Below are 22,045 nucleotides of genomic sequence, written 5' to 3'. Positions count from 1 at the left end.
TCAGCCCAACGCGCCGAGAACGCTCTCGATCTTCTTTTTCAGCGTATCGGCGTTGAACGGCTTGACGATGTAGTTGTTCACACCGGCTTCCTTGGCCGCGATGACGTTTTCCGTCTTCGATTCGGCGGTCACCATGATGAACGGCGTGGCCTTCAGACGAACGTCGGCGCGCACTTCCTTCAGAAGCTGCAGGCCGGTCATCGGCTCCATATTCCAGTCGGAAATCACCAGGCCGAAGGCAGCTGAGCGCAGCTTGGAAAGCGCTTCGGCCCCATCGGCAGCTTCATCGATCTTCGTGAACCCGATCTGGGTGAGCAGGTTCCTGATGATACGCCGCATCGTCGCGTAATCGTCGACAACCAGCACCTGAATGTTCAAGGACACTGCGGAACCCCCACCTGAACGTGTTGCACCAAGGGAATTAAACCAAATATTCACTAGAGCGATCAATCCTGACCGCCCATTACCCATCCAGGGTACCCGATCCGGCCTTGCAAGCCAATCAAGTTCACCCCACTCCGGGTCACACGGCCGCACTTTGGTAGGCGGCCCCTGGCTTGTCAAGCCATGAGCCCAGGCAATCTATGCTTATGAACCGCGGACCAGTGACAGAAGCCCGCTCGTGATGGGATAGCGGCGGTCGCGTCCGAAGCTGCGGGACGTGATCTTCACGCCCGGCGGCGCTTGTCGGCGTTTATATTCCGCCCGATCCAGCATGCGCCAGACGCGGTTGACCGTTGCCGCATCATGTCCGCGGGCCACGATATCGTGCAATGAAAGGTCGCGCTCCACCAGGCATTCTAGAATGTCGTCCAGCTCCGCATAGTCGGGCAGCGTATCCTGGTCCTTCTGATCGGGTTTCAGTTCCGCCGTCGGAGCCTTTGTGATGATCCGATCGGGAATCACCCGGCCGGCGGGGCCCAGCGCGCCGTTAGGGCGATTCTGGTTGCGCCAGTGTGTCAGCTTATAGACGGTCGTTTTGTAGACATCCTTCAACACGGAATAGCCCCCGCACATGTCACCATAGAGGGTGGCATAGCCGACCGACATTTCCGACTTGTTGCCCGTTGACAGGACCATGCTGCCGAACTTGTTGGACAGCGCCATCAGCGTGACCCCGCGCGAGCGGCTTTGCAGGTTCTCTTCGGTGATATCGGGCGCTTTGCCCGCGAAGGCGGGGGCCAGCATGCCGGCAAATGCCTCCATGGCGGGGCCGATGGAGATGGTGTCGATGCGGCAGCCCAGCAGGGCGGAACATTCGGCGGCGTCGTCCAGGCTGTCCTGGCTGGTATAGGGGCTGGGCATCATCACGCAATGTACCTTGTCCGGCCCCAGCGCATCGACCGCCACTGCGGCGGAGATGGCCGAATCGATACCGCCGGACATGCCCAGGATGACGCCCGGAAACCGGTTCTTGGCCACATAGTCACGCAGGCCCAGGACCATGGCGCCATAGATGGCGCCCAGCGCGTCGGGCGGGGCCACCTTCTCCGCTGATGATCCCGTCCAGCCGTTGGCGCCGCGCGTCCAGCGCGTGATGGCCAGCCGGCTGTCGAAGGCCGGCAACTGTGCCACCAGCGACCGGTCGGCGTTCAGCGCAAAGGACGCACCGTCGAACACCAGTTCATCCTGCCCGCCCACCTGGTTCAGATAGATCAGCGGCAGCCCCGTCTCCACCACCCGCGCCACGGCCAGTTCCAGGCGGCGGTCGGTCTTGTCGATTTCGAACGGGCTGCCATTGGGCACCACCAGGATTTCCGCCCCGGTCTCGGCCAGGGTTTCCGCGACGTCCGCGGTCCACATATCCTCGCAGACCAAAACCCCCAGGCGAACACCGCGGAAATTGACGGGGCCGGGCAGGGGGCCGGGCACGAATACCCGCTTTTCATCGAACGGGCCGTAATTGGGCAGGTCGTATTTCAGACGGATGACGGCAATGGCACCGCCATCCAGCAGCAGGGCGGCATTATGGCGCCGGCCATCCACGCGCCAGGGGGCACCCACCAGCATGGCCGGGCCGCCATCGGCCGTCTCGGCCGCCAGCGCCTTGACCGTATCCTCCACCTTGTCCAGGAAGAAGGGCTTCAGCACCAGATCTTCGGGCGGATAGCCGCAGACTGACAGTTCCGGATAAACCACAAGGTCGGCACCCTCGGCCGCCGCCTGTTGCCGGGCGGTGCGGATCAGGGCGGCGTTATGGTCCAGCGCCCCCACGGTGGGGTTGATCTGCGCCAGCGCGATGGTCAAGTGATCTGTCATGGTGCCTTGTCCTGCCGGCGCGGGTACCTGGATCTTTCCCGTCCGTCCCTTCTTTTGCTCTTGTTGAGTATAAGGGGTCAAGCGGGGTACGGCATGGCCGCTCTGCTTCAGGCGTCTTGCAGGCCGGGTTCCGTCCCCTTAACGTGCCGGCAACTGCACCGGGAGCCCGCCATGGTCCGAACCTTCCCCACCCTGATGCTGGGGCTGTCGCTGATGGCGGCATTGCCGGCCTGGGCCGAGAAGCTGCCGGCCCCCGCCGCCGCATTCACCGCCGGCCAGAACCTGACCGTGGAAGGTGCCGTGCTATCGGCCCGCATCTTCCATGACAAGGGGCTGGAACGCCGGGAAAGCCGGGTGGATGGCCTGAACAATCTGCTGATCATCCGTCCCGACCGGCAGGAAGCGCTGGTGATCCAGCCGGAAAGCAAGGTCGGCATGAAGCTGGCCTTGACCGATCCGGAGGTGGGTCTGGTGGCCACCACCCTGTCGCTGCTCTCCGGTACGGCGGAGGGGACGGAGCGGATCGGTGGAGAAGCCGTCACCCGTTATCGCGTGCAGGACATAACCCCCGATGGCGGGGGCTTCGATGGTCGCGTCTGGGCCACCAAGGACGGCATCTATGTGAAGATGGAGGGACGCATGGGTGGGGCGGGGGCTGCCAATGTCGCCATGATCCTTTCCGACATACGCCGCAGCCCCCAGGACCCGGCCTTGTTCGAGGCGCCTGCCGGCCTGTCGATCATGACGCTGGACCCGCTGGAGGGTCGTATCCCGCCCGCCTTTCAGGCCGACAAGGAGAAGCCGGTGAAATGAGACGCCGTGACCTGATGGTGGGGTTGGGACTGGCCGCCCTGCTGCCCGCCTCCGTCGCCCGCGCCCAAACGCTGACGCCGGCTGAACAAGCCTTTCTGAGCCTGTTGGGTCCTGAATGGCGCACCGTACCCACCGGCCCCACCCGCTACCGGATCGTGAAATCCGGGCCCGCCACAGGGCCGCAGCCTGCCCTCAACGTGAATGCGACCCTGCATTACCAGGGGCGGCTGGAAAACGGGAAAGTGTTCGAGGATACGCGCGACGCGGACAAGCCGGCACAGCTGATGCTGACCCGTGTGATCCCAGGCTGGAAGCAGGTCCTGCCGTTGATGCGGCCGGGCGACGTGTGGGAACTCGCCGTGCCCGCTGGCTCCGGCTATGGCGCCACGGGGTCGGCCAGCGGCAAGGTGCCACCCAATGCCAACCTGTTCTTCACCATCGAACTGCTGTCCTTCGTGAAACCTAAACTCAGCAGCGGCCATTAAGCAGCAACCCACGTGACCCGTGGGCCAATCCATGCTAACCCGCTGTCTCGAATTTCAAGCATCGTTGCGGAGCGTTGACATGATCGGCCGCCACCAGACCGTCGTTCCCCTGGCAGCATTGGTTCTGGCGCTGGCAAGCCCCGCCAATGCCCAGCAGGTCCAGCCGGCGCAGCAGCCCCCAGCCAATGTCAATGACGTGCTGTCCATGCCACGCCTTGACCCGCAGATGCAGTATCTGGTGGAGAATCAGAAGAAGCCGGGCTGGCAGGTGACACCGTCGGGCCTGCAATACCGTGTCACACGCCGCGTGGCCGGCAACGCCCCCCGGCCTTTGCTGTCGGATGATGTTACTGTGCATTACCGGGGCATCCTGATCGACGGCAAGGAATTCGACAGTTCCTATGGTCGCGGCCGTCCCGCTACGTTCCCCCTTGGCAAGGTCGTGCGTGGCTGGCAGGAGGCGCTGGTCATGATGCGTGTGGGCGAGCAGTGGGAGCTGGCCATTCCCGGCAATCTGGGTTACGGCCTGCGCGGCCAGCCCGATGGCGGCATCCCGCCCAACGCCACGCTGCTGTTCACGGTGGAGTTGCTGGGCATCCGCAAACCGGACACCACCAACCTGCTGGCCAAGCCGGGTACCGTCCGGTAACCCCAACCCACGTTTACGAAAATTGCGTGCCCCACGGGGCGTGCGATTTGTGGTATGGATGCGCCCAGGCGTTGGATCGCCTGGGACAAGGTGTGCGACGCGGAACCCGATGACCGACCAGCTCGTGTTGAGAGAGAAGCTTGCGGCTCTAAAAACGGAGCATCGCGACATGGACGACGTCATCCAGCGGCTGACGGAGCAGTTCCCTGTCGACCAGCTGCAAATACAGCGTCTGAAAAAGCGCAAGCTTCTGCTGAAGGACATGATCGCCCGGCTGGAAAGCCAGCTGGTGCCCGACATCATCGCCTGATGCGCCGGGGCATGGCAATGCCGGCTTGCGTCACCATCAATTCATGGGACAGGTTCCTGCCTCTTTGACACACTCTCCCTGCCGCCCAATTCGGGCCAGCCAACAGGGAGAGCGTCAATGTCCGGTCAACCGGTTCCTCCATCCGGCAGTTTCGTCTGGCACGAACTGAACACATCCGATCCCGCCAGGGCGGAAGCCTTCTTCGGCGCGCTGCTGGGCTGGACCTTCACCCGGAAGGATATGGGTGAGATGGGTACCTACACGCTCTGCTCTCAGGGCGGGCTTGAAATTGCCGGCATGATGAAGATGGAAGGCCCCATGTGGGACGGTATTCCGCCCCATTGGATGAATTACATCAGCGTCGCCGATGTCGATGCCAGCGTCGTCAAGGTCGCCGAATTGGGTGGGGAGATCTGCGTGCCGCCCTTCGACGTGCCCGATGTCGGCCGTATGACAGTGATCAAGGACCCCACGGGTGCTGCCATCAGCCTGATCCAACTGGCGCCGCAGCCTTGAAACAAAAACGCCGCGCGCAGGTCTTCTGCGCGCGGCGTCGTCGGGGGCCGGAAAAGCTCAATCCATCTGATCGGGATGGTGAGCGTCGGGCTGCACCGGATGGTCGTCGCTGCCGGCATGTTCATGCGTCAGCGGGGACTGCTGATAGCGATTGGAATGGCTGCGCTGGATGCTGGGCGCCAGATCCTGCAGTTCCAGGAAATTATCGGCCTGGCGGCGCAACTCGTCCGCCACCATCGGCGGGGTGGAGCGCACAGTGCTGATCACCGTGACGCGCACGCCCTTGCGCTGCACGGCTTCCACCAGCCGGCGGAAGTCGCCATCGCCGGAAAACAGCAGGATATGGTCGACATTCTCCGCCATCTCCATCACGTCGATGGCGAGTTCGATGTCCATATTGCCTTTGATCTTGCGTCGGCCGGACGCGTCGGTGAACTCCTTGGTCGGTTTGGTGACCATGGTGTAACCGTTATAGTCCAGCCAGTCGACCAGCGGACGGATCGGCGAATATTCCTGATCCTCAACCAGTGCCGTATAATAGAAGGCGCGAATCAGGCGGCCTTCCGCGGCAAAAAGCTCCAGAAGACGCTTGTAATCGATGTCGAAACCGAGGGATCGGGCAGCCGCATAAAGGTTGGCGCCATCGACGAACATCGCCAGCCGTTCCTGCTGGTAGAATATCTTTCTCGCCATTTCTTTCCTCTAAAGAAGATGTGTAAAATGCTTTTCCCGTATTATTCCACCACCGATCACCCCGCCGGGACGGAGGGATCGGGTGCCGCAGGAACATGTGCCGGGCATTGGTGCCAGGAACAAGCGGCAGGTGACGAATGATTTCCGGCACGGTATGCCATCGCATGGTTGGCAGCAAGCGCCGTGACGCATCCCCCTTGGAGATAGGCGCTCCCGCTTGCGATTTCCAGGAAAACATTCGTGATTTTGATCGCTGTCGGTTCCAATCTTTCTGTTCCCGGCCTGGGAACGCCCGCCGAAATCTGCGTCCGCGCGCTGGCTCGGCTCGACTCCATGGGAATCCGCATCGCCGCCACCTCCCGCTTCTACGAAACGGCCCCCGTTCCCGCCTCTGATCAGCCCTGGTTCGTGAACGCGGTAGCAGCCGTCGCGACCAGCCTGAGCGCGCCGGAATTGCTGGGTCGTCTGCATGAGGTGGAGCGGGAGTTCGGCCGCGTTCGGCGGGAACGGAACGAGGCGCGGGTGCTTGACCTGGATCTGATCGATTACGATGGTGTGGTTGCCGCCGGTCCGCCCATCCTGCCGCATCCGCGCATGACGGAGCGGGCCTTCGTCCTTCTACCTCTGCGCGATGTCGCGCCGGGTTGGCGCCATCCGCGAACGGGGGAGGGGGTGGACGCGCTGATTGCGGCCCTGCCCGCAGAACAGGCTATCCGACCCCTGTCGGGGTTCGTGTCGGGGCTGGAATGACGCTGGCGAAGGGCGGGCATCCTTGCAATGGCCGTTTGGGGCTTCTATAAATCAAGGCTTATCCGTCGCTGGAGAGTATCTGGATATGGCCCGCGTTACCGTTGAAGATTGCGTCCTGAAGATCCCGAACCGGTTCGAACTGGTGATGATGGCCGCCCAGCGCGCCCGCGACATCGCGTCGGGCTCGCCCCTGTCGATTGACCGGGACAATGACAAGAACCCCGTTGTGGCGTTGCGCGAGATCGCCGATGAGACCGTGGTTCTGGAGCATCTGAAGAACAGCTTGATCAAGGGCCATCAGCGCGTGCCCGAGCAGGACGAGCCCGAAGAAGAGATCGTCGAGCTGATGGCCGGCGAGACCGCCTGGGGCGCCGATGCGGCGCGTGCCGAGGCCGAGGATGAGCTGGGCGGCGATATGGACTTCACCGAGGGTGATGTCGGCGCGGCCGATCTGGCCGACGAGGATCTCTAAGCCGACGGAATCGGGAAGATGGAATGCCCGTGTTGGCGCGATAAGACCCGGAACGGCGGTTTAGCATGAGCCGCCAGACCAAGATCATCCGCCAGTACGAACTGGTTGAGCGCGTGATGGGGTATGACCCCAACGCCGACGAGGACGCGCTCAACCGCGCCTATGTCTTCACCATGAAGGCCCACGGCTCGCAGACGCGGGCCAGTGGCGATCCTTATTACGTCCATCCGATCTGGGTCGCCTGGCTGCTGACCGAGCTGAAGCTCGACGCCAACAGCATCATCACGGCCCTGCTGCATGACACGGTCGAGGATACGCTGACGACGCTGGATGAGATCCAGCGCCTGTTCGGCCCGGAGGTGGCGCGTCTGGTTGATGGCGTCACCAAGCTGTCGCGCATCGAGCTGCAGAATATCGGCGAGCAGAGCGAAAGCACCAAGCAGGCGGAGAATTTCCGCAAGCTGGTGCTGGCCATGTCGGAGGATATCCGCGTCCTTCTGGTCAAGCTGGCCGACCGCCTGCACAATATGGGCACGATCGAGTATCTGAAGCCCGAGAAGCGCCGCCGCATAGCGCGCGAGACGCTGGAGATTTATGTCCCCCTGGCCGAGCGCATCGGTATCCAGCGCTGGAAGGACCAGCTGGAGGACATGGCGTTCAGGGAACTCAATCCCGAAGCCTATGAAAGTATCAGGATTCGCCTGGATGATCTGCAATCCACCGGCAAGGCCCGCGTGGACCGCATCATCGAGGAACTGGACAAGACCGTCCGCTTCAACAACGAATCAGCTGTCGCCAATGCGGAGATCTATGGGCGCCTGAAGTCGCCCTATTCGATCTGGCGCAAGATGCACGCCAAGAACGTGGCGTTCGAACAGCTTTCAGACGTGATGGCCTTCCGCATCGTCGTCGACACGCTGGGGGAGTGCTATCAGGCGCTGGGCATCATCCATGCCCGCTATCCCGTCGTGCCGGGCCGGTTCAAGGATTACATCTCCACACCGAAGCCCAACGGCTATCAGTCGATCCACACGACCGTGATCGGGCCGGAGAAGCAGCGCATCGAGGTGCAGATTCGCACCCGCAACATGCATGATGTGGCCGACATGGGGGTGGCCGCCCACTGGTCCTATAAACAGGGCGCACCGGTCGAACAGCCCAAGACCGAAGGCCGCCAGTATCGCTGGCTCCGCGAGTTGCTGGACATCCTTGAGCATGCGACACGGCCGGAAGAGTTCCTGGAGCACACCAAGCTGGAGCTGTTCCAGGACCAGGTGTTCTGCTTCACGCCCAAGGGCGACCTGATCGCCCTGCCGCGCGGCGCCACGCCGGTGGATTTCGCCTACGCCGTCCACAGCCAGGTGGGCGACACCTGTGTGGGCGCCAAGATCAATGGCCGCATGCAGCCGCTGCGCAGCCATTTGCAGAATGGCGATCAGGTGGAGGTGCTGACCTCGAAGAATTCCTCGCCCTCGCCGGACTGGGAAAATTTCGTCATCACCGGCAAGGCGCGCGCGCGCATCCGCCGCTTCATCCGCACCCAGCAACGGGGCGAGCATATCAAGCTCGGACGCGGCCTGATGGAGCGGGTGTTCAAGCAGGAAGGCTACGAATACTCCGAAAAGGCCTTCGAAGGCGTGCTGAAGATCTATCAGCAGCCCAGCGTGGATGATCTGCTGGCCGCCGTCGGCGCCGGTACGACCGGCGTGCGCGATGTCTTCAATTCCATCTTTCCCGGCCACCGCAACGTCAATCCCGTCGTGGCCGACGAAAAGGTGGTGGCGCTGGGCAGCAAGCCCAAGCCGGTGGTCAAGGGCAAGGGCACGGCCCCCCTGGCCATCCGCGGCCTGATCCCCGGCATGGCGGTGCATTATGCCCGCTGCTGCCACCCGATCGTGGGCGACCGCATCGTCGGCATCGTCACCACGGGCAAGGGTGTGACGATCCACACGATCGACTGTGAGACGCTGGAAAGCTTCCATGATAGTCCGGAACGCTGGATCGACGTCTCCTGGGACCCGGATGCCGACGCGCCGAACGATCTGGTGGGGCGTCTGTCGGTGGTCGTGGCGAACGAGACGGGGGCATTGGGTACCTTGTCCACGGTCATTGGCAAGAATGCCGGCAACATCACCAATCTGAAGATCACCAATCGCACCAATGACTATTTCGAGATGTTGATCGATGTGGACGTGAAGGACGTCAAGCATCTGACCAACATCATGGCGGCGCTGCGGGCCACGCCGGTGATCCATTCGGTTGAACGCGGACGCTGACACGGGCCGCATAAGGAACTGACACATCATGTTCAGGCGGCGAGTACCGTTGACCCCGGCCCGGCGTCTCGCCCGGCTGCTCTGGCCTTCCATGGGGCTGGTGCGGTCCGGGCGTTATGTCGCCTATCGGGTCGCCCGCATCCAGGGATCGCCCCATTCCATCGCATTGGGCATTGCCTGGGGTGTGGCCGTGGCCATGACGCCGCTGCTGGGCCTGCATTTCCCTATCGCCTTTGTCCTGGCCTGGGCCACCCGGGCCAGCATCATGGGTGCGATGGTGGGCACCGTCACAGCCAACCCCTGGACCTTCCCGGCAATCTGGTATTCCAGCTACCGGCTAGGCTGCACGCTTCTGGGCATGGCGCCGGGGCATGATGATCAGGCGCGCCTGACGCTGGCCTTCCTGATCGATCATCCCTGGCAGGTGTTTCTGCCCATGCTGGCGGGCGGTGCCGTGCTGGGATTGGGGGCCGGGGTCATCGCCTATGCGGTTGCCAAGCCTGTGATCCAGTTCTATCAGGAGAAGCGGCGGGAACGGCGGCGGGCCGTCATCCTGTTGCGGGGGAAGGAAGTGTGATGGGTGCCAAGCCATTGCGTCTGGGCGTGAACATCGACCATGTGGCCACCGTGCGCAATGCACGGGGCGGCGACAATCCCTGTCCTGTCCGCGCCGCGCTGCTGGCTGTGGCCGCTGGTGCCGATGGCATCACCGCCCATCTGCGTGAGGATCGCCGCCATATCCGGGATGAGGATATCGACCGGCTGATGGCGGAGCTGCATAAGCCCCTGAATCTGGAGATGGCGGCGACGGAGGAGATGCTGGCCATCGCCCTGCGCCACCGTCCCCACGCCGTCTGTCTGGTGCCCGAGAAGCGGGAGGAGCGGACGACCGAGGGCGGGTTGGATGTCATTGGCAACCGTGCACATTTGGCGCCTTACGTCGCCAAGCTGACCGATGCCGGCATCCGTGTCTCCATCTTCATCGGCGCTGACGTCGACCAACTGGATGCCGCCCGCGCCCTGGGCGCCCCCGTCGTGGAACTGCACACGGGTGCCTATGCCGACGCGGCCCCCGGCCCGGTGCGTGATGCCGAACTGGCCCGCCTGGTCACCGCCGCCGCTCATGCCGAAAAGATTGGTCTGGAATGCCATGCCGGCCACGGTCTGACCTTCGCCAATGTCGGCCCGGTGGCTGCCATCCAGTCGGTTATGGAACTGAATATCGGGCATTTCATGATGGGAGAGGCGATCTTCATCGGCCTGCCCGCTACCATCGCAGAAATGCGCGCGCGCATGGATGCCGGCCGCCGGTCGGGGTCCGCATGATCCTGGGCATCGGCAGCGACCTGGTCGATATCCGCCGCATCCAGGCCAGCCTGGACCGGTTCGGCGACCGTTTTGCCGCCCGGGTCTTCACGGATGCCGAACGGGCCCGCGCCGATGCGTCGGGCAGCGCCACCGTGCGTGCCGCCACCTATGCCAAGCGTTTCGCCGCCAAGGAGGCGGCGACCAAGGCGCTGGGCACCGGCTATGCCGCCGGCGTGCATTTCAAGGATATCGAGGTGCTGTCCGATGGCAAGGCCAAGCCCGTGCTGCGCCTGACCGGCGGGGCTTTGGACCGGCTGAACGCTCTTGTGCCCGTCGGCATGGCGCCGCGCATCGACCTGTCGATGACCGATGAACTGCCCTATGCCCAGGCCTTCGTCGTCATCTCCGCCCAGGCGCCGGTGTGATCCCATGGAACAGCCGCAGCGCCGCCCGCCCGTCCTGGAGCAAGAGAGCCTGCCGCCCCTGGTGGAGACGCGTCCTCACCACGTTGGCGGCGGTTGGGGAGAGACGCTGCGTATCGTCCTGGCCACCATCGCCATCGTCATCGGCGTGCGCACCCTGACATTCGAGGCGTTCAACATCCCCAGCGGGTCGATGGTGCCCACCCTGCTGGTCGGTGACTATCTGTTCGTGAACAAAGCCGCCTATGGCTATAGCCGCTATTCGCTGCCCGGGTTCCTGCGCTTCGGGGATGCCGCACCGCCCGTCACCAAGGATTGCAAGGCGGTACCCGGCCGCCTGTTCGGCAGCCTGCCCGAACGTGGCGACGTGGCGGTGTTCAAGCTGCCAAAGGATACCGGCGTCGATTACATCAAGCGCATCGTGGGCCTGCCCTGTGACCGGCTGCAGATGATCGGTGGTGCGCTTTATGTGAACGGGGAGATGGCGGCGCGGGTCCGTGCCCCGGACTTCGTGCTGTATGAAGGGTTCGGCGGCGCTTTCACCGCCCCGCAATATATCGAGACCTTGCCCGGTGGCCGCACCCATCCGGTGATCGAGATGTCGGGTGATCAGGGCCTGCTAGATGATACACCGGTCTTCACGGTGCCGCCCGGCCATGTCTTCGGTATGGGCGACAGCCGCGACAATTCGCAGGACAGCCGCGTGCCGGAGGTGGTGGGTTTCATCCCCGTAGAGAATCTGGTCGGCCGCGCCACCTATATCTTCCTGTCGGTGAAGGAGGGGGAAAGCCTGTGGCGCTTCTGGCGCTGGGGCCGGTCCATCCGCACCGAACGGTTCTGGGAAAGGGTCGAGTGATGGAACTGGATGCGTTGCAGGAGATTCTGGGCCATCGCTTCAAGGATACTGCCCGCTTGAATGAGGCGCTGACCCATCCGTCGGTGGGCGGGGTCAGCCGCAAGGCTGTGGGCAAGGGCTATGAACGGCTGGAATTCTTAGGTGACCGCGTGCTGGGGCTGGTGGTGGCCGAATGGCTGCTGGAACGGTTCCCCAAGGAACAGGAAGGAGCCTTGGCCCGTCGCCTGACGGCCCTGGTGCGTGCCGAAGCCCTGGTGGTCGTGGCCGGCCGCATCGGGCTGGGCGCCTATCTGCGGCTGGCGCCGGGCGAACAGGCGGGCGAGGTGAAGCCCGCCATCCTGGCCGATGCGTGCGAGGCGGTGATCGGCGCGCTCTATCTGGATGGTGGATTGGGCGCGGCAAAGGGCTTCATCCGCCGGCATTGGGATGCAGCGCTGGAGGGGGCCAAGGCGGCACCCCCGCAGGACCCGAAGACCGGCCTCCAGGAATGGGCGCTGGCGCGCGGACAGAAACTGCCGCTTTATACGGATATCGGCCGCACCGGGCCGGACCATGCCCCCCTGTTCCAGGTCAGTGTGACCGTTGAGGGGCATGAGCCGTCGGTGGCAACCGGCCCTTCCAAGCGCGCGGCGGAAAAGACTGCCGCCGAAGCCCTGCTTTCCCGGATCCGGAATACATGACCGACAGCGACGATATCGTTTCCCGTTTTCTTTCCGGCCAGGATGCCGGCGGCGATGCCGCCCGCCCGGCCCCCACCCATCCGCGCTGCGGCTTCGTGGCGCTGGTGGGGGCGCCCAATGCGGGCAAGTCCACGCTGCTGAACGCGCTTGTCGGTACCAAGGTCTCCATCGTCAGTCCCAAGGTCCAGACCACGCGGAGCCGTGTGCTGGGCATCGGCATGGTCGATGACAGCCAGCTCCTCTATGTCGACACGCCCGGCATCTTCACGCCCAAGAAGCGGCTTGAACGCGCCATGGTCGCCGCCGCCTGGCAGGGGGCGACGGATGCCGATCAGGTGGCCGTGCTGTTCGATGCCAGCCAGCGCCGCATCGACGACGACACGCGCGGCATCGTCGATAAGCTGAAGGAAGCCGGGCGCAAGGCGGTACTGGTCCTCAATAAGATCGACCTGATCAAGCGCGAGCGTCTGTTGGAACTGGCCACTGAATTCGCCGAGTTCGGGATTTTCACCGACACCTTCATGGTCTCCGCCCTGAAGAGCGACGGCCTGGAGGGGCTGCTGAAATTCTTTGCGGCCGCGGTACCGGAAGGCCCCTGGCTCTATCCACCCGACCAGCTTTCCGACATGCCCGAACGCCTGCTGGCGGCGGAGATCACGCGTGAGAAGCTGTTCCTTCAGCTTCACCAGGAAGTGCCCTATGCCACCTCGGTGGAGACGGAGAGCTGGGAGGAGTTCGAGAACGGCTCCGTCCGTATCGGCCAGGTCATCTATGTCCAGCGCGATACGCAGAAGGCCATCATCCTGGGCAAGGGTGGGGCTCGCATCAAACAGATCAGCACGGCCGCCCGCGTGGAGATGGCTGAATTCCTGGGCCGCTCCGTCCACCTGATGCTGTTCGTGAAGCTGCGCGAGAACTGGGCCGAGGAGCGCGACCAGTACGAACCCTGGGGGCTGGATTACAACGCGTGATCACGCGTTTACCGCGGCGTTCCCACCACGGCCGGGGCCGGCTGCACGGCGGGGCGTGGTGCCGCGGCCGGCGGGCCTGAGCTGCCGGCACCTGGCGGCGGTGCCACGGCGCCGCTGTTGGTGGCGCCATTGCCTCTGCCGCCGCCCGCTGCCGATCCGCTCAACAGGTTCTCGCGCAGCAGCACGATGGAGATGCGGCGGTTGCGGGGTGAGTTCGGCTCGTCCTTGAACAGATGGTCGCGGTCGGCGCGGCCGACCACCGTTTCGAACCGGCTGTCGGGCACGCCCGTAGCCTCCAGCGCGCGGCGCGTGGCGTTGGCGCGGTCGGTGGACAATTCCCAGTTGGTATAGGATGCGCTGGCCCCGAAGGGGATGCTGTCCGTATGGCCGCTGACCGACAGCTTGTTGGGGAGCTTGCTGACCGCCTGCGCCACCTGCGACATCAGTTGCGCCGTTTGCGGCAGCATTTTGGGGCTGCCCGACGGGAACATGGAATAGCCCTCCTGATCGACCAGCTGGATGCGCAGGCCCTCCGGCGTCTTGTCGATGATCAGGTTCTGGGCCAGGTCGCGCAGTTCGGGGATCTGCTGGATCGCCTGGCGCAATTCCGCCTCGGCCTGCGCGAATTGCGCGTCCTCATGCTTGGCCAGCGCTTCCTTCAGCTCCTGCTCGTCTACCTCGCCATCCTTGTTCTTGTCGGCGGCTTCCTTCTCGCCGGCGCGTTCCAGAACGGCCAAGCCGTTCACCACGTCGCCGCGGGTCCAGCCGCCTTCCTTCTCGCCTGCACCCTTGCCGGTCACGTCCTTTTCGGTGGGCTTGCCGGACGAGCTGTCCTGGCTGTCGTCGGTCTGTTCCTGCGAATTGGCGGCGGCGGGCATGGTGGGGGTGGGGACGGTGACGCCGGGCGGGCTGCTGGCATTGACCATGGCGCCATCGACGCGGATGGTCTGGCCGCCCAGGATGCCACCGGAACCGCTGGTCTGTTTGGACGCGCTGGCCGGGCTGAAATAATCGGCGATGCCCATCTTCTGTTCGGCCGTGGTCACGTTCAACAGCCAGAGCAACAGGAAGAAGGCCATCATCGCGGTCACGAAGTCGGCATAGGCCACCTTCCAGGCGCCGCCATGGTGTCCCTCGGCGCTCTTGTTGATCTTCTTGATGATGATGGGGGCTTTTTCTTCGCCGCCTGCCACGATGCCGTCCCATTGTAATGATGATCGGACGGCAGTGTAGCAAGTGGCGGCGCCCCGGTCACGGGGCTTGCGGCTTGCGCGACGGACCCAAGCCGGGTTAACCCGTAGTATGACAGAGGATGGGGAGCCTGCACGGCATGAGTTTCGACCAGCGCGCCTTCCGTGACACCCTGGGCTGCTTCGCCACCGGGGTCTGCATCGCATCCGCCATGGGAGCCGATGGGCTGCCCGTGGGCCTGACGGTGAATTCCTTCACATCCGTGTCGTTGGACCCGCCGCTGGTGCTGTTCTGCCTGGATAACCGTTCGGAAAGCCTGAGCACCTTCCTGGAAGCGCCGGGCTTCGCGCTGTCCATCCTGGCCGATGACCAGCGGCCTTTGTCCTCCACCTTCGCCCGGGCTCCACAGGCTGTGCGCTGGGAAGGGGTGCCAGCGGTTCCGGGGCAGGGCGGGGCACCCCTGATCCAGAATGCCCTGGCCGTGCTGGATTGCACGCGCCATGCCCTGCATGAGGGCGGGGATCATACGATCCTGGTCGGCCGTGTTCTGGGCTTTGCCAACCGGCCCGGCGCGCCGCTGCTCTATTACCGGGGCACCTACGCCGCCATCGCATCATGAACGATGTTGAAACATGATTCATGTTTCAGTAATTAGAAACACCGTATCACGCCGGAGTGTCCTGTCCCATGTCCAGTTTTGTCGATAAATCCTGCCAGGGCCTGTCGGCGACCGGGTTTCATCGCATTGCCTATCGCGAGTGGGGGTCGGGCCCGCGCGCCATCGTCTGCGTGCATGGGCTGACGCGCAACGGCCGCGATTTCGACGTGCTGGCCGCCGATCTGGCCGACAGTCTGAATGCCCGCATCATCTGTCCGGATGTGGTGGGGCGGGGCCGGTCGGGCCGGCTGGCCAATCCCGACAATTACAGCTATGCGCAATATCTGGCCGACATGGCCGTGCTGCTGGCCCGGCTGGATGTGGACCGGGTGGACTGGGTCGGCACCTCCATGGGCGGGTTGATCGGCATGATGCTGGCGGCCCAGCCGAACAGCCCCATCCGTCGTCTGGTTATCAATGATGTCGGCCCCTTCATCCCGCAGCGTGCGTTGGAACGGATCGGCGATTATGTCGGCCTGGACCCGGTCTTCGCCGATGTGCCGGCCGTGGAAACCTATCTGCGCAAGCGGTACGAGGGGTTTGGCAATCTGACTGACGCGCAATGGCGCCACATGGCGGAGACCAGCAGTGACGCGCAGCCCGATGGCAGCTATCGCCTGGCCTTCGATCCCGGCATCTCCCGCATCTTCCGCACCAGCGCCATTACCGACCTGGATCTCTGGCCGCTCTGGTCGATGATCCGCCAGCCGGTGCTGGTGGTGCGCGGTGCCCGGTCCGACCTGCTGCTGACGGAGACGGCGGAGCGGATGACGCGGGAGGGGCCGCGCGCCAGCCTGTATCTGGTGCCCGATGCCGGCCATGCACCGGCTTTGATGGCGGCGGACCAGATCGCGGTTGTGCGTGGCTTCCTGACCGACAATGGCTGAAGGAACGGCATTCCCGCCCTTCCGGCCGCGCTTCCCCTGGTGGGGTCGGCATCTGCAGACCGTGCGCAATACCCTGGCCAAGCCCGCCCACCCGGTGCCGCCGGGGCGGCAAATGCGCTTTGCCATGCCCGATGCCAGTGGGGACGTGCTGCTGGGTCGTCTCAACTTACCCGATGATGCACCGGAGTCCGAAAAACCTCTGGCTGTATTGCTGCATGGTTTGACGGGCAGCGAGGACAGTTTCTATGTCCGCGCCACCACGCGCCTGCTGCTGGGGCGCGGACATGGGGTCCTGCGCCTGAACCTGCGCGGGGCAGGGCCGTCGGCGCCGCTCTGTTCACGCCGCTACCATGCCGGACGCACGGGCGACGTGCGGGCCGTGCTGGCCTCGCTGTCCCCGGACCTCGCCGCCAACGGCGTCATCCTTGTCGGCTGGTCCCTGGGCGGCAACTGCACTCTGAAATTCCTGGGTGAAGGGGATTTTCCGGTGCCCGTACGGGCCGGTGCCGCCATCTCCGCCCCCATCGATCTGGCGGCCAGCAGCCGGTTGTTCGGCGCGCGTCCCAACCGGCTTTACCATAACCGCCTGCTGGGCCAGATGAAGGCCGACATGCAGGTCAACCGCGCCCTGGTGGGTGACCGCTGGGCGGATGCGGCCCTGTCGGCCCGCGACCTGTGGGATTTCGATGACAAGGTGGTGGCCCCCTGGAACGGCTGGGCCGACGCGCCGGAATATTATGCCGTCAACTCGGCCCTCTCCTTCCTGCCGCGCATCGATGTGCCCACCCTGGTCGTCCATGCCCTGGACGATCCCTGGATCCCGCCGGAGGCCTATCGCGACTTCCCTTGGTCCGCCAACCCGTTCCTTTATCCGGCCATCAGCCGGGCTGGAGGCCATGTCGGGTTTCATGGGGCCGGTGGCATCTGGTCCGACCATTGTCTGGACCTGTTCCTGGCGGGTCTGTAACAGGATTGTCATCTGACGCGACTACCCTGTCCGCCGGATCAGGGGAGGGGTTGATGCGTGTCCTGTGGGTATTGTTGCTGTGCTGCCTTCCACTGGCCCTTCCTGCCCATGCCCAGGACAAGCCCGTCGATCCGGCCCTCACGTCATTCCTGTCCAACACGCCGGCCACCCTGCTGGACTGGGGCATGCTGCGTCTGGACCGGGAAGTGCGGCAGGCGGCCGTCGCTCTGGGCGTGAAGGATGGGCGTGACGGGCCGGTGAAGGTGGGCACGCTTTATCGGCCCTTCGACCGCCGCGTCCTGGCCTATCTCTCGCTGCCCATGAATGCGCGCGAACGCAGCCTGGCCCGCTGCCGGGACCTCTACGCCCTGCTGCGCGACCATTTGCTGGCCGGTGCGCCTGCCGGCATGTCGGGTGCCGGCTGGTATTTGCAGCGCGTTTTCGGCTCCGACGCGCGCGGTCCGGGCGGCAACCGGCCGGAACCGTTCGGGGAGATGCTGACCAACATGGTGCTGCTGGAGGTGACCCTGCGCGTGCCCGAGGCCGACGCCTTCGGCAACGGCCCGCCCAAGATCACCTGCGCTGGCCGCCTGGACCAGGATGAGGCGGCGGAGGTGCCGCCCTGGCGGCCGCCGCCCGGTTAACCCCGCTCGCGCAGCAGCCTCGCCGCATCGACGGCGCCATAGGTCAGCACCGCATCGGTACCCGCCCGCTTGAAGCCTAGCAGTGTCTCCAGCAGGGCCGCGTCATAGTTCAACCAGCCATTGGCCGACGCGGCCTTCAGCATCGCGTATTCGCCGCTGACATGATAGGCGAAGGTGGGGACGCGGAATTCGTCCTTCACCCGGCGGATGATATCCAGATAGGGCGTACCCGGCTTGACCATCACCATGTCCGCCCCTTCGGCGATGTCCAGCGCCACCTCGCGCAGGGCCTCGTCGCTGTTGGAGGCATCCATCTGGTAGGTCTTCTTGTCGCCCTTCAGCAGGCCACCGGTCTGCACTGCCTCGCGGAACGGGCCGTAGAAGGCGGAGGCATATTTGGCGGCATAGGCGCAGATGCGGGTCAGGCCATGTCCTTGTCCCTCCAGCGCGTCGCGTATGGCGCCGATGCGGCCATCCATCATGTCCGACGGGGCCACGATATCGCACCCGGCTTCGGCCTGCACCAGGGCCTGGCGCACCAGGGCCTCCACCGTCTCTTCATTCAGGACATAGCCGTCCTTCACGATGCCGTCATGGCCGTGGCTGGTATAGGGGTCGAGCGCCACATCGCCCAGGATGCCGATATCCGGCACCTCGCGCTTGATGGCACGGATGGCGCGGCACATCAGATTGTCGGGATTGCTCGCCTCGCGCCCCTCCGGGTCCTTCTTGTCCAGCGGCAGCACGGGGAACAGGGCCACACAGGCGATACCCAGATCCCGCGCCTCCGCCACCGCCGGCACCAACAGGTCCAGTGACAGACGTTCCACGCCCGGCATGCTGGCAATGGGCTGGCGCTGGTTCTCCCCATCCACGGCGAAGATCGGCCAGATCAGATCATCGACCGACAGCCGGTTCTCCGCCACCAACCGGCGGGTCCAGCCATCCACGCGGTTGCGGCGCGGGCGGGTGCGGGGAAAGCTATGGGTGGGGGTCGGCATAAGAGCAGCCTTGCTGGAAGACGAAAAGCTGGCCGGATGCTACGCCCGGCCGGCCCCATCGGGCAACAGCGCTGCGTGCGGCTCAAAGCCCCAGGAATTCGTGTACCGCATAGATCATCACCTTGAAGGTGACGACGATGAAGCCGAAGGCCACGATGGTGCTGGCCACGGCGGCGACATAGCCGGCAATGACCGCGATGCCGTCGCGTTCCATCACGGCCAGCGCGATCAAGGCGACGGCGACCGACGGGAACATGTTGCCCATAAAGATCGGCAGGACCAGGACGCCGGCCAGGAACAGCACCACCAGGCCCGCGAACCGTTCCATCCAGCCTTCCACCAGATAGGTCAGGCGCGGCCGGGTGATCCGCTCCACCTTGCGCAGCCAGGGCGCACATTTGTTCAGGACAGACAGCAGATCGGCGCGCGCCACGCTGCGCCGGCGCAGGACGGACGGCAGCCAGGGATGGGGATGGCCGATCACCATCTGCAATGCGAAGAACAGCATGGGCGCGCCGGTGACGGCCGACATGCCCGGCGGGGCCGGAATGATGGTGGGCAGGGCCAGCAGCATGAACAGGATGCCATAGGCCCGCTCGCCCAGCCCGTCGATCAGCTGGCCGATGCTGACCCGATCCCCCTGCACCTGTGCAATCGTGTCGAACAGCACGTCGGTGGTCCGCTTAGGCGCCGGCTTCCCGGTTCCTTCGTCCCTGATGGTACTGGCCTCAGGCGACAGTCCATCGGCGTCAGGCGGCAATTGCGTGTCCAATATCAACCTTCAATCCCGACGGGACCGCGCCCGCCGGCCCCCTATACGCCATCCGGGTTACCGGATCGTGATGGTTCACCTGTGGCGTGATGTCCCATCATAGCAAACGCGGGATATGGGGGTCTTCATCCCAGATTGAAACGGGTGATGGTCGCTGCAATGTCGTCGCCGAATGTCGCACCCAGCCGGATGATGCCCGCATCGGCCGGAACGCCCTTCAACTGGTCTGCCCCCATGCTGGTCATCAGGGCGGCAGGCACATGGCTGGTCACCGACATGGCCCTCAGGCCGCGGATCAGGTCGATGCCGCCCAACCCGTCCATGACGGCGGACGCGATCACCATGTCGGGCGGCATGCGCACAGCGATGGAGATGGCTTCGATCGGGTCTGGCACGATATTGACGCGGAAGCCGCAGGCCGCCAGTTCGGCGGCGGCCTTGCGGGCCACCAGCTTGTTGGGCGTTACCAGCATGATTTCCACGTCGCGCACCTCGACATCGGTGATGTCGAATTCAAAGCGCGTGGGCAGACGGCGGATGATCTGGTTGGTGGCAGGGATGTCGGGCTGTTCCTCCAGCTCCGCCATTTCCGCGATGCGGTCGGCGAAGGTCTGGATATCGGCGACCTGCTTTTCGTCCAGATCCTTCAGGTCGGAGCAATAAGTCTCCAGGCGCTGGGCGATCAGGGAGACGATGGGGTAGCCGAAGGTGGAACCGGCACCCTTCAGCGAATGGATCTCGCGGCGCAGTTCGCGCAGGGCGTCGCTACCCTTGACGGTCCCGGCCTTCATCTGGTCCAGCGTGCCGTATATGGAGGACAGCCGGTCGCTGATATAATCGCCGAACTCGGACTTCAGCTGTTCAAGCAGTTCGTCCATATCGACTTCGGCCATTTTTATCTCTCCCATCTGTAGCAGGTAATCCTGTACCCCGGCGGCAGGGCCGCTATCAAGCCTACAGGGGTAACCCTTGGGTTACAGCATCCATGCTGAAATGCCGAAAACCCGGACGCGGGCTGCATCCGGGCCTTCGATCTGCTGGAAATGGCGGCTTGATCAGGCGGCGCGCTGCAGTTCCAGGTTCTTCCATACCGACAGCAGGGCATCGACCAGATGGTCCATCTTGCGGTCGTCATGGAAGGGGGTGGGCGTTAGGCGCAGCCGCTCCGTCCCACGCGGAACCGTGGGATAATTGATCGGCTGCACATAGATGTCGTGATAGCGCAGCAGATCGTCACTTGCCTGCTTGCACATATGCGCGTCGCCGACCAGCAGCGGCACGATATGGCAGACCGACGGCATGACCGGCAAACCCGCCTGGGCCAGTCGGCGCTTCAGGGTGGCGGCACGCTCCTGATGGCGGATGCGGATCTCGTTATGCTCCTTCAGGAACATCACGGATGCCAGCGCACCGGCGGCCAGCACGGGGGCCAGCGACGTGGTGAAGATGAAGGAGGGCGCGAAGCTGCGCACGCAATCGACCAGGGCGGCGGAACCGGTGATATACCCGCCCATGACGCCGAACGCCTTGCCCAGCGTGCCTTCGATGACCGTCAGCCGGTCCATCACGCCTTCACGCTCGGCCACGCCGGCGCCGCGGACGCCGTACATGCCGACGGCATGGACCTCATCCAGATAGGTCATGGCGCCATGCTTTTCCGCCACATCGCAGATTTCCGCGATCGGGGCGATGTCGCCATCCATGGAATAGACGCTCTCGAACGCCACCAGCTTGGGCTGGTTCCTGGGATATCGGGACAGCAGCGCGTCCAGGTGCGCCACATCATTATGGCGGAAGATATGCTTTTCCGCGCCCGAGTGGCGGATGCCCTCGATCATCGAATTATGGTTCAGCGCGTCGGAGAACACGACGCAGTTCGGCAGGATGCGGGGCAGGGTGGAGAGGGTGGCCTCGTTGCTGATATAGCCTGAGGTGAACAGCAGCGCCTCTTCCTTGCCATGCAGGTCGGCAAGCTCACGCTCCAGCATCACATGGTAGTGATTGGTGCCGGAGATATTGCGGGTCCCCCCGGCGCCGGCGCCACACTTGTGAAGGCTGTCGACCATGGAACCGATGACGACCGGATGCTGGCCCATGCCCAGATAATCGTTGGAGCACCAGACGGTGACATCCTTGGGCGGCCCCTCCTCGCCATGGAAGGTGGCGGTGGGGAACTCCCCGACGCGGCGTTCAAGATCGGCGAAGATGCGATAACGCCCCTCGCGCTTCAGACCGTCGATCTGGCTCTTGAAAAAGCTCTCGTAATCCATGGGCCGTTGTCCCGTATACGCCACCTTGAGGAGTGTCACGCCGGCTATGCCGTTTGTCCACCCCTGTTTATTATACCAAGGGATGATCAGGCAAAAGCCTGCGCGACGGCTTGTCGCGCCGTCTCCCGACATTGCCGACGGGAGACTGGCCCGGACCATGACGCGAAACCGTGAACACTGCGTTGATTTCGGTCA

General features: G+C 64.3%; 26 protein-coding genes. 18 read left to right on the top strand and 8 right to left on the bottom strand.

Annotated features, from left to right (window positions below; genetic code table 11):
• Together AC1Q7F_RS06800 and AC1Q7F_RS06795 are read right to left on the bottom strand one after the other, a co-directional pair.
• Complete coding sequence (locus AC1Q7F_RS06800; protein ID WP_281262358.1) at positions 1 to 384, bottom strand: chemotaxis response regulator CheY; 384 nt, start codon at positions 382 to 384, stop codon at positions 1 to 3.
• Between the two features lie 204 nt (positions 385 to 588).
• Positions 589 to 2,259 carry an NAD+ synthase gene (locus AC1Q7F_RS06795; RefSeq protein WP_492505094.1) on the bottom strand — a complete coding sequence of 557 codons (1,671 nt, stop codon included), beginning with the start codon at positions 2,257 to 2,259 and terminating at the stop codon, positions 589 to 591.
• A gap of 171 nt (positions 2,260 to 2,430) precedes the next feature.
• On the opposite strand from AC1Q7F_RS06795, the gene AC1Q7F_RS06790 reads away from it, so the two are divergent.
• The 5 genes from AC1Q7F_RS06790 (at position 2,431) to AC1Q7F_RS06770 (ending at position 5,032) form a co-directional block, all read left to right on the top strand.
• Complete coding sequence (locus AC1Q7F_RS06790; RefSeq protein ID WP_492505092.1) at positions 2,431 to 3,072, top strand: LolA-like protein; 642 nt, start codon at positions 2,431 to 2,433, stop codon at positions 3,070 to 3,072.
• On the top strand, positions 3,069 to 3,557 hold the full coding sequence (locus AC1Q7F_RS06785) for an FKBP-type peptidyl-prolyl cis-trans isomerase (RefSeq protein WP_492505090.1): 489 nt from the start codon (positions 3,069 to 3,071) through the stop codon (positions 3,555 to 3,557). Before AC1Q7F_RS06790 ends, AC1Q7F_RS06785 begins: the two co-directional genes overlap by 4 nt.
• Before the next feature lie 79 nt (positions 3,558 to 3,636).
• On the top strand, positions 3,637 to 4,206 hold the full coding sequence (locus AC1Q7F_RS06780; RefSeq protein WP_492505088.1) for an FKBP-type peptidyl-prolyl cis-trans isomerase: 570 nt from the start codon (positions 3,637 to 3,639) through the stop codon (positions 4,204 to 4,206).
• A 109-nt stretch (positions 4,207 to 4,315) separates the two neighbouring features.
• A complete protein-coding gene (locus tag AC1Q7F_RS06775) occupies positions 4,316 to 4,516 on the top strand; it encodes a YdcH family protein (protein ID WP_094457733.1) in 201 nt (66 codons plus the stop codon).
• Between the two features lie 117 nt (positions 4,517 to 4,633).
• Positions 4,634 to 5,032, top strand: a complete 399-nt coding sequence (locus AC1Q7F_RS06770; protein ID WP_492505085.1) for a VOC family protein — start codon at positions 4,634 to 4,636, stop codon at positions 5,030 to 5,032.
• 57 nt (positions 5,033 to 5,089) lie between these two features.
• Here AC1Q7F_RS06770 and AC1Q7F_RS06765 read toward each other — a convergent pair whose 3' ends face one another.
• Positions 5,090 to 5,725, bottom strand: coding sequence for a LabA-like NYN domain-containing protein (locus tag AC1Q7F_RS06765; protein ID WP_492505083.1), 636 nt, complete (start codon positions 5,723 to 5,725; stop codon positions 5,090 to 5,092).
• Between the two features lie 240 nt (positions 5,726 to 5,965).
• Here AC1Q7F_RS06765 and folK point away from each other — a divergent pair, with 240 nt between their 5' ends.
• The 9 genes from folK to era all read left to right on the top strand — a co-directional run bounded on the left by folK (position 5,966) and on the right by era (position 13,460).
• Positions 5,966 to 6,475: a 2-amino-4-hydroxy-6-hydroxymethyldihydropteridine diphosphokinase gene (gene folK, locus AC1Q7F_RS06760; protein WP_492505081.1), complete on the top strand. Its 510-nt coding sequence runs from the start codon at positions 5,966 to 5,968 to the stop codon at positions 6,473 to 6,475.
• A gap of 85 nt (positions 6,476 to 6,560) precedes the next feature.
• Entirely contained in the window at positions 6,561 to 6,947 is a 387-nt protein-coding gene (rpoZ, locus tag AC1Q7F_RS06755) for a DNA-directed RNA polymerase subunit omega (protein ID WP_492505079.1), read from the top strand.
• Between the two features lie 83 nt (positions 6,948 to 7,030).
• Positions 7,031 to 9,223 carry a RelA/SpoT family protein gene (locus AC1Q7F_RS06750; protein ID WP_492505702.1) on the top strand — a complete coding sequence of 731 codons (2,193 nt, stop codon included), beginning with the start codon at positions 7,031 to 7,033 and terminating at the stop codon, positions 9,221 to 9,223.
• Between the two features lie 28 nt (positions 9,224 to 9,251).
• Positions 9,252 to 9,800 carry a DUF2062 domain-containing protein gene (locus AC1Q7F_RS06745; protein ID WP_492505077.1) on the top strand — a complete coding sequence of 183 codons (549 nt, stop codon included), beginning with the start codon at positions 9,252 to 9,254 and terminating at the stop codon, positions 9,798 to 9,800.
• On the top strand, positions 9,800 to 10,549 hold the full coding sequence (locus AC1Q7F_RS06740; RefSeq protein ID WP_492505075.1) for a pyridoxine 5'-phosphate synthase: 750 nt from the start codon (positions 9,800 to 9,802) through the stop codon (positions 10,547 to 10,549). The genes AC1Q7F_RS06745 and AC1Q7F_RS06740 overlap by 1 nt, the downstream gene beginning before the upstream one ends.
• Positions 10,546 to 10,956 (top strand): holo-ACP synthase, encoded by a 411-nt coding sequence (acpS, locus tag AC1Q7F_RS06735; RefSeq protein WP_492505073.1) that lies wholly within the window; start codon positions 10,546 to 10,548, stop codon positions 10,954 to 10,956. The genes AC1Q7F_RS06740 and acpS overlap by 4 nt, the downstream gene beginning before the upstream one ends.
• A 4-nt stretch (positions 10,957 to 10,960) precedes the next feature.
• A complete protein-coding gene (gene lepB, locus AC1Q7F_RS06730) occupies positions 10,961 to 11,809 on the top strand; it encodes a signal peptidase I (protein ID WP_492505071.1) in 849 nt (282 codons plus the stop codon).
• The gene (gene rnc, locus AC1Q7F_RS06725; RefSeq protein WP_492505069.1) at positions 11,809 to 12,489 is read left to right on the top strand and encodes a ribonuclease III; all 681 of its coding nucleotides are present in this window, start codon (positions 11,809 to 11,811) and stop codon (positions 12,487 to 12,489) included. The genes lepB and rnc overlap by 1 nt, the downstream gene beginning before the upstream one ends.
• Positions 12,486 to 13,460, top strand: coding sequence for a GTPase Era (gene era, locus AC1Q7F_RS06720; protein ID WP_492505067.1), 975 nt, complete (start codon positions 12,486 to 12,488; stop codon positions 13,458 to 13,460). The genes rnc and era overlap by 4 nt, the downstream gene beginning before the upstream one ends.
• 8 nt (positions 13,461 to 13,468) lie before the next feature.
• Here the strand turns inward: era and AC1Q7F_RS06715 are convergent, their stop codons facing one another.
• Entirely contained in the window at positions 13,469 to 14,653 is a 1,185-nt protein-coding gene (locus tag AC1Q7F_RS06715) for a flagellar motor protein MotB (RefSeq protein WP_492505065.1), read from the bottom strand.
• Between the two features lie 137 nt (positions 14,654 to 14,790).
• On the opposite strand from AC1Q7F_RS06715, the gene AC1Q7F_RS06710 reads away from it, so the two are divergent.
• The 4 genes from AC1Q7F_RS06710 (at position 14,791) to AC1Q7F_RS06695 (ending at position 17,807) form a co-directional block, all read left to right on the top strand.
• Positions 14,791 to 15,270: a flavin reductase family protein gene (locus tag AC1Q7F_RS06710; RefSeq protein WP_492505063.1), complete on the top strand. Its 480-nt coding sequence runs from the start codon at positions 14,791 to 14,793 to the stop codon at positions 15,268 to 15,270.
• A 68-nt stretch (positions 15,271 to 15,338) separates the two neighbouring features.
• Positions 15,339 to 16,196, top strand: coding sequence for an alpha/beta fold hydrolase (locus AC1Q7F_RS06705; protein ID WP_492505061.1), 858 nt, complete (start codon positions 15,339 to 15,341; stop codon positions 16,194 to 16,196).
• Positions 16,189 to 17,163, top strand: coding sequence for a YheT family hydrolase (locus tag AC1Q7F_RS06700; protein ID WP_492505059.1), 975 nt, complete (start codon positions 16,189 to 16,191; stop codon positions 17,161 to 17,163). The genes AC1Q7F_RS06705 and AC1Q7F_RS06700 overlap by 8 nt, the downstream gene beginning before the upstream one ends.
• A gap of 53 nt (positions 17,164 to 17,216) precedes the next feature.
• Positions 17,217 to 17,807, top strand: a complete 591-nt coding sequence (locus AC1Q7F_RS06695) for a hypothetical protein (protein WP_492505057.1) — start codon at positions 17,217 to 17,219, stop codon at positions 17,805 to 17,807.
• Here the strand turns inward: AC1Q7F_RS06695 and hemB are convergent.
• The 4 genes from hemB to hemA all read right to left on the bottom strand — a co-directional run bounded on the left by hemB (position 17,804) and on the right by hemA (position 21,850).
• On the bottom strand, positions 17,804 to 18,808 hold the full coding sequence (gene hemB / locus AC1Q7F_RS06690; protein WP_492505055.1) for a porphobilinogen synthase: 1,005 nt from the start codon (positions 18,806 to 18,808) through the stop codon (positions 17,804 to 17,806). The genes AC1Q7F_RS06695 and hemB overlap by 4 nt on opposite strands.
• Before the next feature lie 82 nt (positions 18,809 to 18,890).
• Positions 18,891 to 19,568, bottom strand: coding sequence for an exopolysaccharide biosynthesis protein (locus AC1Q7F_RS06685; RefSeq protein WP_492505053.1), 678 nt, complete (start codon positions 19,566 to 19,568; stop codon positions 18,891 to 18,893).
• Positions 19,569 to 19,705: 137 nt separating this feature from the next.
• Complete coding sequence (locus AC1Q7F_RS06680) at positions 19,706 to 20,473, bottom strand: Hpt domain-containing protein (protein WP_492505051.1); 768 nt, start codon at positions 20,471 to 20,473, stop codon at positions 19,706 to 19,708.
• 162 nt (positions 20,474 to 20,635) lie between these two features.
• Positions 20,636 to 21,850 (bottom strand): 5-aminolevulinate synthase, encoded by a 1,215-nt coding sequence (hemA, locus tag AC1Q7F_RS06675; protein ID WP_492505049.1) that lies wholly within the window; start codon positions 21,848 to 21,850, stop codon positions 20,636 to 20,638.
• Positions 21,851 to 22,045 lie beyond the last annotated feature (195 nt).

Source organism: Niveispirillum sp. GW835-FHT14G11 (assembly GCF_058793615.1).
The sequence above is the reverse complement of the archived record's forward strand: the minus strand, read 5'-3'. Positions and strand labels throughout refer to the sequence as shown.

Excerpts from the sequence above, each read along its gene's own strand:
- AC1Q7F_RS06710 (WP_492505063.1), top strand. The coding sequence starts at position 14,791 with ATGAGTTTCGACCAGCGCGCCTTCCGTGACACCCTGGGCTGCTTCGCC.
- AC1Q7F_RS06745 (WP_492505077.1), top strand. The coding sequence starts at position 9,252 with ATGTTCAGGCGGCGAGTACCGTTGACCCCGGCCCGGCGTCTCGCCCGG.
- AC1Q7F_RS06700 (WP_492505059.1), top strand. The coding sequence starts at position 16,189 with ATGGCTGAAGGAACGGCATTCCCGCCCTTCCGGCCGCGCTTCCCCTGG.
- AC1Q7F_RS06765 (WP_492505083.1), bottom strand. The coding sequence starts at position 5,725 with ATGGCGAGAAAGATATTCTACCAGCAGGAACGGCTGGCGATGTTCGTC.
- AC1Q7F_RS06785 (WP_492505090.1), top strand. The coding sequence starts at position 3,069 with ATGAGACGCCGTGACCTGATGGTGGGGTTGGGACTGGCCGCCCTGCTG.
- lepB (WP_492505071.1), top strand. The coding sequence starts at position 10,961 with ATGGAACAGCCGCAGCGCCGCCCGCCCGTCCTGGAGCAAGAGAGCCTG.
- AC1Q7F_RS06695 (WP_492505057.1), top strand. The coding sequence starts at position 17,217 with ATGCGTGTCCTGTGGGTATTGTTGCTGTGCTGCCTTCCACTGGCCCTT.
- AC1Q7F_RS06680 (WP_492505051.1), bottom strand. The coding sequence starts at position 20,473 with ATGGCCGAAGTCGATATGGACGAACTGCTTGAACAGCTGAAGTCCGAG.
- AC1Q7F_RS06795 (WP_492505094.1), bottom strand. The coding sequence starts at position 2,259 with ATGACAGATCACTTGACCATCGCGCTGGCGCAGATCAACCCCACCGTG.
- AC1Q7F_RS06790 (WP_492505092.1), top strand. The coding sequence starts at position 2,431 with ATGGTCCGAACCTTCCCCACCCTGATGCTGGGGCTGTCGCTGATGGCG.
- AC1Q7F_RS06775 (WP_094457733.1), top strand. The coding sequence starts at position 4,316 with ATGACCGACCAGCTCGTGTTGAGAGAGAAGCTTGCGGCTCTAAAAACG.
- AC1Q7F_RS06740 (WP_492505075.1), top strand. The coding sequence starts at position 9,800 with ATGGGTGCCAAGCCATTGCGTCTGGGCGTGAACATCGACCATGTGGCC.
- rnc (WP_492505069.1), top strand. The coding sequence starts at position 11,809 with ATGGAACTGGATGCGTTGCAGGAGATTCTGGGCCATCGCTTCAAGGAT.
- era (WP_492505067.1), top strand. The coding sequence starts at position 12,486 with ATGACCGACAGCGACGATATCGTTTCCCGTTTTCTTTCCGGCCAGGAT.
- rpoZ (WP_492505079.1), top strand. The coding sequence starts at position 6,561 with ATGGCCCGCGTTACCGTTGAAGATTGCGTCCTGAAGATCCCGAACCGG.
- hemB (WP_492505055.1), bottom strand. The coding sequence starts at position 18,808 with ATGCCGACCCCCACCCATAGCTTTCCCCGCACCCGCCCGCGCCGCAAC.
- acpS (WP_492505073.1), top strand. The coding sequence starts at position 10,546 with ATGATCCTGGGCATCGGCAGCGACCTGGTCGATATCCGCCGCATCCAG.
- hemA (WP_492505049.1), bottom strand. The coding sequence starts at position 21,850 with ATGGATTACGAGAGCTTTTTCAAGAGCCAGATCGACGGTCTGAAGCGC.
- AC1Q7F_RS06770 (WP_492505085.1), top strand. The coding sequence starts at position 4,634 with ATGTCCGGTCAACCGGTTCCTCCATCCGGCAGTTTCGTCTGGCACGAA.
- AC1Q7F_RS06780 (WP_492505088.1), top strand. The coding sequence starts at position 3,637 with ATGATCGGCCGCCACCAGACCGTCGTTCCCCTGGCAGCATTGGTTCTG.
- AC1Q7F_RS06705 (WP_492505061.1), top strand. The coding sequence starts at position 15,339 with ATGTCCAGTTTTGTCGATAAATCCTGCCAGGGCCTGTCGGCGACCGGG.